The organism is uncultured Rhodococcus sp., from assembly GCF_963525155.1.
GTDB lineage: Bacteria > Actinomycetota > Actinomycetes > Mycobacteriales > Mycobacteriaceae > Rhodococcus_F > Rhodococcus_F qingshengii.
Genome location: NZ_CAURKP010000053.1, coordinates 22,902 through 30,609, shown reverse-complemented (window position 1 = coordinate 30,609; position 7,708 = coordinate 22,902). Strand labels below are relative to the sequence as shown.

The 7,708-nt window shown below is 62.4% G+C and carries 5 protein-coding genes and 1 pseudogene; 2 read left to right on the top strand and 4 right to left on the bottom strand.

The window, feature by feature from the left end; genetic code table 11:
- Positions 1-1,075: DUF3100 domain-containing protein (locus RWT78_RS13480; RefSeq protein ID WP_314676150.1), on the bottom strand; the 1,075-nt coding region annotated here is incomplete at its 3' end.
- A gap of 160 nt (positions 1,076-1,235) precedes the next feature.
- On the opposite strand from RWT78_RS13480, the pseudogene RWT78_RS13475 reads away from it, so the two are divergent.
- Positions 1,236-1,310: pseudogene (locus RWT78_RS13475) on the top strand (hypothetical protein); the annotation flags it as partial.
- Between the two features lie 295 nt (positions 1,311-1,605).
- Positions 1,606-2,199, top strand: a complete 594-nt coding sequence (locus tag RWT78_RS13470; RefSeq protein WP_314676148.1) for an Lrp/AsnC family transcriptional regulator — start codon at positions 1,606-1,608, stop codon at positions 2,197-2,199.
- A 36-nt stretch (positions 2,200-2,235) separates the two neighbouring features.
- On the opposite strand, the gene RWT78_RS13465 is transcribed toward RWT78_RS13470, so the two are convergent.
- From RWT78_RS13465 to RWT78_RS13455, 3 genes are read right to left on the bottom strand one after another with little or no spacing between them, the layout of a single operon-like run.
- Positions 2,236-3,201 (bottom strand): endonuclease/exonuclease/phosphatase family protein, encoded by a 966-nt coding sequence (locus tag RWT78_RS13465; RefSeq protein ID WP_193595379.1) that lies wholly within the window; start codon positions 3,199-3,201, stop codon positions 2,236-2,238.
- A gap of 48 nt (positions 3,202-3,249) precedes the next feature.
- Positions 3,250-4,944 (bottom strand): SulP family inorganic anion transporter, encoded by a 1,695-nt coding sequence (locus tag RWT78_RS13460; protein WP_042924397.1) that lies wholly within the window; start codon positions 4,942-4,944, stop codon positions 3,250-3,252.
- 17 nt (positions 4,945-4,961) lie between these two features.
- The gene (locus RWT78_RS13455; RefSeq protein ID WP_314676144.1) at positions 4,962-7,703 is read right to left on the bottom strand and encodes a cation-transporting P-type ATPase; all 2,742 of its coding nucleotides are present in this window, start codon (positions 7,701-7,703) and stop codon (positions 4,962-4,964) included.
- Between the last annotated feature and the right edge of the window lie 5 nt (positions 7,704-7,708).

Sequence of the window (7,708 nt, the reverse complement as noted above, 5' to 3'; positions counted from 1 at the left end):
CGATCTTGCCGCGGGTCAGGCGGGCCACGCCGACGCCCAGGAGCAACAATCCGGTGAGGATCAAGTAACCGACGATGATCGATCGAGATACGCCACCCGCTGCGATCGAGGAGACGATGACCCCACCGACGAACAGAATCGGAACGATGGTGGTCAGCGGCACGGTGACGCTCGGCGCAACCGCTCGTGGGGCAGTGTCGGCTTTCCGTTCGCTGGTCGTCTTCGAGCGCTTGGTGAGTGCGCCGTAGATTCGATCAGCAAGGGGGAGTGCGACATACATGCCGACATACACGCCGAGGAGGCCGGTGATGATGTTGGATGTGGCCGCCACGGCGAGTACCTGGTCGGCCATCTCGGGGTGCGCCGAAACGACGCTGGCGGCAGCGGCAGCCATCATCGAGCCGGATCCGACGCCGGCACCCATCGCCAACGCGAGGGGGTCGAAGATGTTGAAGGATGTAGCCAGTGACGCAATCAGGCTGATCAGCACGGCACCGAACAGAGTGCCGAAAACGTACATCGACAGGACTCCACGGTACTGGTCGGAATCGGGGCCGTAGCGTTCGCTGACCATCGCGAAGGAGCCCTCGCGGTCGATGGAGAAGGTTGCTCCGACGGTGGCCGGCCCCATCCGAAGGAGTACCGCCAGCGGGAGTGCGAGAGCGATAGTGCCGAACAAGTGCCCCAATTCCTGCAGTAGCAGTGCGGGGCCCGCCTCGAACAACAATTGGATGTTCGGGCCGATGGTGAAAGACAACCTTGCACAAAGCAAGAGAACAGCCAGGCCCATGATTGCCGAGGCTGCAGCCTGAAGGTCGAGGCCGAGTGGTTTCCACTTCTGGCTCGAGACGACACCGCCGGCAATCAGTCCCCACACCATGGGCAGGATCGTGATGGCGGCAGCGCCGACGGGAATCACTGCGGGGCCGATCAGTTGCGCGCCTGCCGCAAGCCCGAGGAGCAGAGTCACCACGATCCACAGGCGTGGCGACCGCATGGCGAAAACGACTTTTTGCGTCGCGGTTTGATCGCTGACCGGAGAATCGTCATGCGAGACAGGGAATGCTTCGGTCATGTCGGTGTCTTTCTCGAGGGGGCGAACGAACGCAAGATGTAAGCGTTCTCGAGGCTCGGGATTTGGTGGACTATTGATGTGATGAAGTTAGGATCGACGCGTTTCGATCCTGTTTCGGTGCAGCATTCTTTTGAAAGTGAGGTCCTCGGTGCAGGATCAGATGCTCAAGGACGACGATCTTCGGCTGTTGAACGCACTGCAGATCAGGCCGCGAGCGTCGTGGTCCGAGCTTTCACGCGCGATCGGTTCCGACCCGGTCACCCTGACCAGGCGTTGGGAGCGTCTGCACTCGCAAGGAATAGCGTGGATCGCTGCGTACCGTGGTGGACCCATCGTGTCGGCGACCGCACTTCTCGAGATCGAATGCGCACCGGCACAGACCATGAGCGTTGCCGAACAGATCGCGCACGATCCCGAAGTTCTCACAGTCGATCTCACAACCGGCAATCGGGATCTGCTCGTCACGCTCACCTGCACAATTGTCCAGGTACGTGTTGGAGCGAACACAATCCCTGCCGATGATCACCGCGATGCGAACTCAGATCGTGTCCTCGGCGAACTCCGACGCGAGGAACTGGCGTCTACGTGCTCTCGATGCGGAAGAAATTGCCGCGCTCGAGGCGGCCCCGGCGGGAAAGATTCGTGGTGTACGCGCCGGCGAAGAGGAACAGTCGCAGCTGTTCGACATTCTTTCTCGCGAACCACGTGTCACCGTCTCGGCACTCGCTGCAGCCCTCGGAGTCACGCCGGCTCGCGCTGGGGCGCTCCTTTCTCACGAGCTGTCGACGGGGCGACTGGTCGTCCGCACGGAGATTGCTCGGCCCTACTCCGGCTGGCCGGTCTACGCCTGGTACTTCTTACGTCTCGACGGGCGAAAGGAGGCAATTGCTCAGCGCCTTTCGCACCTGCGTGAGGCGAGGCTTGTTGCTTCTACGATCGGCAGCTACGACATCGCATTGGCGGTGTGGCTGCGCTCGATCGACGACGTGCAGCGTCTGGAAGGTTATCTCGCCGACCAGTTTCCGGGTGTATCCGTGGTGGACCGGTCGATCGTCCTGCGTACGCCGCATCACCTGCATCGGACGATCGATGTGTCGGGTCGAAGCATGCCGAAGCACGGGTGACCCGCAACGCGTTCGCGCGGGTCGGGTGCTCTCCGACTAGTTGGGGATCGCCACGTCGACGATCAAGCCGAAGTGATCGGAACCTTCGATGTCGATCCGCTCGAGTGACTTCGCCTGTCCGCCCCGCAGAAGTACATGGTCGATGCCGACGATCGCGGGAAATTTCTTGTCCGCCGGATAGGTGCGCACGATGCCTACTCCCAATTGGTCTGCGGCATCGGAGTAGCCGACATCGAGGAGGTCACGGAATTGCTTGTGCGTGAATGTGGTGTTGAAGTCGCCACTGACGATGACGGTTTCCTCGGCGGCAGCAGCGTCGAGCGCGTTTCGCAAAGTGCTCAGCTCGGCAGTCCACACGTCGGGCGGGGTCACGTACGCCGGTCCGGGGTGAACCGCCAGAAGGGTGAACGTAGTCGAGAAGCCCACTTCGGCAACAAGATTGGTCGGTCCGAATCCGTTCAATTCCCGAGTGTCCGTCAGCGGATAACGGCTGTAAATACCGGCGCCACCCCCGCCGGCCTCGTCCGGTACCAAGTAGTGATGCGGCAGCAGTTGCTCGAGTCCTTGATCTCTGAGAGAGCCTTCGAGTGATGTGGTCAGTTCCTGAACCGTCAGGACGTCGACTGCCTTCTCGCGCACCGTCGCAGTCAAACTGGCGGGATCTGCCTGCCCGAAGAGAAGGTTTGCTTGCATTACGCGCAGAGTCGGCCCGTCGATTTCGGAACTGTTTGCCACATACAGTGGACTGATCACCGACGCGCCCACCGCAATCAGTACCACCGAGATCGCCAGCAGGATCCAGCGGCGAAAGACCAGGCATATCAGGGACGCTGCGAGTGTGACCGCAAGCAGTATCGGGACGAAGGAGGCCACGGCGATCAACGGGTTGATCGGCTTGGTGGAGTACAACGCGATCAGCGCGACAACGCCGACGGCGATACCGCCCACGCCGGCGACCTGAGCGATACGGCGTGCCGGAACATTGTCCGTCGTGAATCCCATACCAAACGGTACCCAATGCAGCCACGGCTCCCGACTGCCTGGCGTTTGTCAGTCGTCGGTTCGGGTGCGGAATGCGTTCACGGCGGCTTCGACGGTCGGGTAGAAGTGCGTCGAATCGAATCGATCCCCGACTCCGAATCGGATGAGTCGATCCTTGATCGGACCTTTCATCTCTGCGAATGCCAACCGAATTCCTTTGCCTTCGAGGAATGTATCCAGATCGACGAGTTCGTCGACTGCCGTTGTATCGAGTCCGGTGATCGGTTCGGCGGCTATAACCACCCAGTCGACCGGATCTGGCGCCTTGGCGACGACGGAGCGAACGTACTCGTCGAAGATCTCGCCGTTCGCGAAAAACAGTGGCGCGTCAAACCTCACCAACACCAGGCCGGGGATGCGATGCCCATCTGGATGGCGTTCGATGTCGTGGAATCCGGTGGGTTCGCCCGTCTCGACGAGTTCGGTTCGATGTGGCTGCCATACCTGCGCGATGACCGCTGCGAAGGACAGTCCGATCGCAACAAGGATGCCTTGTAGCACACCGACCAGGGCGACGCCCAGAAACGCCGCGACGGCGAGGCCGAATTCCACGGTGCTCATGCGCCACATGCGGACCATGCCGCCCACGTCGATCAGTGCACACGCGGCGACGATGACGACGGCGGCCAGTGTTGCATCGGGCAGATATGCCGTGAGTCCGGGAGCGACGAGGACGAACACCAGGACCGCGAGCGCCCCGACGACGCCGGCCAATTGTGTGTGCGCCCCACTCTGTTCGGCTACCGGAGTTCGTGACCCGCTCGCCGAGATCGGAAACCCGCCGAACAGCCCGCCGGCCACGTTCGCGACACCGATCGCCTTCATTTCGGTACTGCCGTTCACGTCCTCGCCGTGGCGGGCGGCGAAGGTGCGCGAGAGAACGCCGGTGTCGGCGAAGGCAATCAATGCGATACCGGCGGCGGGCCCGATCAGATGGCCGACGTCCTGCCAGGTGACTCCACCGACGGAAGGGAGGGGGAGTCCTTCCGGTAGTGCGCCGACCATACCGATGTCATCGGTGAGACCGGCGGCAGCGGACAAGACTATGGCCGCGACAACGGCCACCAGAACGCCGGGAACAACAGGTACCCAGAGCCGGAAGGCGACTATGACGACTAGCGAACCGACACCGATGGCGGCAGCGAGGGGGTCGACGTCGCCACCCACCAGGGCCTTTGAGATCCCGCCGATTTCACCGAGTAGACCGGACGCGTCGACGGAGAATCCGAGCAGCTTGGGAATCTGACCAACTACGACGACGAGTGCAATGGCATTGAGGTAGCCGAGACGGATCGGTTTCGAGAGGAGTTCGGTCACGAAGCCGAGACGAAGGAATCCGCCGATCACGAGGATGAGTCCGACAAGAATGGCGAGAACACCGGCTAGTGCAAGCGCATTCTCCGAATCGCCGACCACTGCCAGCGGTATGACCGCGGCGGCAATCAGCGGCGCCAGTGACGAATCAGGTCCGAGTACAAGGATTTTCGAGGGCCCGACTACCGCGTACGCGAGCAAAGGCACGATGGTGGCGTACAGCCCGGCGTACGCAGGCAACCCGGCGGCCTCGGCGTAGCCCATGCCTGCCGGGATGAGCAGGGCAGTCAAGACGAGTCCGGCAGTGACGTCTGTTCGCAACCACTCGCGGCGATACCCACGGGCAGTCGCGACGCCCGGTAGCCGACCTAGACTCTCCGCCCACATCATCGTTTGATTGTCCTCCCTCAGTGGAGCGAACGGGCGCGCTCGGGGGCAACCGCGGTGGTCGCAGGGAGGGGCGCAGGTGCCTGTGCGAGGCGGCGGCGTCGAATTGCCTTGTCCAACTCGACGACAACCGGGATGATCAGCGACCAACCCAGGCAGGCGAGCCACTGGGCGCCGGTCAGTGAGGTTGTCATGAGGAGGTCCTGGAGGACGCCCGCCTCGACGGCGAATACGGTCACGACCGTGGGGATCGTCAAGATCTTGATGGCACCGAGAACCGGTGGAACCACGCCGGACTCGGGATCACGCCGCATGGTCAGCCCCGCGAGAATCGAACCGAGAGAGAGCACTACGAATGCTGTGGTCATGGGAACATTCGCCTCGGAAGTACTCATTTCACCGGGTGCGAGAAGCATCGCCGCGAGTGTCACGGCAAATTGCAGGACACCGTACGCGAGCCACTGAGCGACTGCGCTTCGATGTGCGATCGGCATCTTGGGATCGCGCGGAGGCTTGTTCATCAGATCCGGTGGCGGCGGGTCGAGCATGATCACGGCGACGGGGAACAGTGTGATGAAGAAGTGCTGGAACAGCACCATCAGTGGCGTCAGTGCCACACCCTCGTTGATGTTGAAGATGCTCGCAGCGAGGAAGAGGAGAACCAAGGAGAAGAGTTTCGACATCTGGTAGCGGATGTACGAGACGATTTTTCCGTAGATGTTGCGGCCCAAAGTGATCGCGGCGATGAGGGTGCCGAAGTTGTCGTCGGTGAGCACCATCTTGCCCGCCTGTTTGGTCACCTCACTGCCCGAGCCCATGGCGACGCCGATGTCTGCCTTCTTCAACGCGGCGGCGTCGTTGACCGCGTCTCCGGTCATCGCGACGACGGCGCCACCGCTCTGCATGACATCGACCAAGCGAAGTTTGTCCTGCGGAGTGACGCGGCCGAACACGTGCAGGTTCGGCAACGCGGTCGACAGTTCTTCATCGGTCATCGCTTGCAACTCGCCTCCGCCCACCGAGCCCGGGCCGAGTCCGAGTTCGGCACCGATCGCTGCGGCGGTGATGGCATGGTCGCCGGTGATCATGCGGACATCGATGCCGGCCCGGTGTGCGGTGCGCACCGAATCGACCGCCTCCGGGCGTAGCGGGTCGATGATGCCTGCCATGCCGACAAACGTCAGGTCCTCGACGCAGGACATGGGGTCGGCCACGACAGCGTCTTCCCGTCCGTCGAGGCGTCTGACCGCGAATGCCAGCACCCGAAGACCCTTTTCGGACATGGACTGATTTGCGGCCGTGAGTTCCTCTCGGACTTCCTCGATCGGTACCGGTCGGCGGCCGGGGAGGAAGGCCGAAGAACACCGAGCGAGGACGACATCGGGTCCGCCTTTGACCAATCCGACGAACTGGCTTTCGCCGTCGACGTCGAGGTGGTGGTACGTGGCCATGAACTTGTACGCGGAATCGAACGGAACCGTCGCCACCCGCGGGTAGGTCCGTCTGGTCAGTGGGGCGTCGGCACCGATCTTTGCCGCGAGCACCACGAGCGCGGCCTCGGTCGGGTCGCCGACAACTTCCCCGGAATCGGAAACCGTGGCATCGCTGTCGAGACACAGTCCGTATGCGAGAAGGGTGAAGTCGGGCGGCGCCTCGCCGGCAACCTGCGTTATCCTTCCCGCTTTGGCATAGCCTTCGCCCTCGACCGTGTACCAACGGCCGTGGACGTACAGCGATCGGACGGTCATCTGGTTCATGGTCAGCGTGCCGGTCTTGTCCGAGTTGATTGCACTGGTGGCGCCGAGTGTTTCGACGTCGGTCAGGTTCTTCACGACGGCCTTGGCGTCGGCCAGTTGACGGGCACCGTAGGCCAGCATCGCCTGGACGAATGTTGGCAGGCCGGTCGGAATCGCGGACACTCCCATTGCGATACCAAGGAGCAGAAGCGTAGTCAGATCCTGCCCACGAATGAGCCCGATGACGACGATGACGATCACTGCCGTCCACGCGATGATTCCGAGAAGTTTGGTGAGAGAGTCCAATTCACGTTGAAGTGGCGACTTGCCAGGGGCGACCGCCGACAACATCGACGCGATCCGGCCTATCTGCGTCTGCATCCCGGTCTCGGTGACCACCATGGTCGCCGTGCCGCGGGTGACCGAGGTGTTCTGGAAGACCAGATTGCTGCGGTCTCCGAGCGGAATATCCTCGTTGTTCAGCGTATTCGGGTCCTTCGGTATCGGCGCGCTTTCCCCGGTCAATGCGGCTTCCTGCGTCTCCAGGGTGGTGGTGGCGAGCAACCGTCCGTCGGCAGCGATGATGTCTCCTGCCTCGACTTGGACGATGTCACCCGGCACCAGTTCGGTAGCGTCGAGTTGTATCAGGTTCCCGTCACGAATGACCCGTGCTTGGGGCGTCTGCATCTTGGCGAGGGCGTCGACGCTCGCCCGTGCCTTCAACTCCTGTCGAGTTCCGAGGACGATGTTGAGCACGACGAGCACCGCCACCACGATTGCTGTCGGCACTTCACCGATGGCGATGCTGACCGCGGCCACGGCGACGAGCATCAAGTTCATCGGATCTTTCAGCTGCAACAGCGCGATCGACCACGTCGACGGCGGTGGCGTCGAGGTGATTTCGTTCGACCCGTAGCGTCGTCGCCGTTGGTCGGCCTCATCCGACTGCAGTCCGCGCTCCGGGTCCGACTGCAGTACGGACACGACTGATTCGCCACTCTGCGCATGCCACGGGGTGGGGCTCATGACCG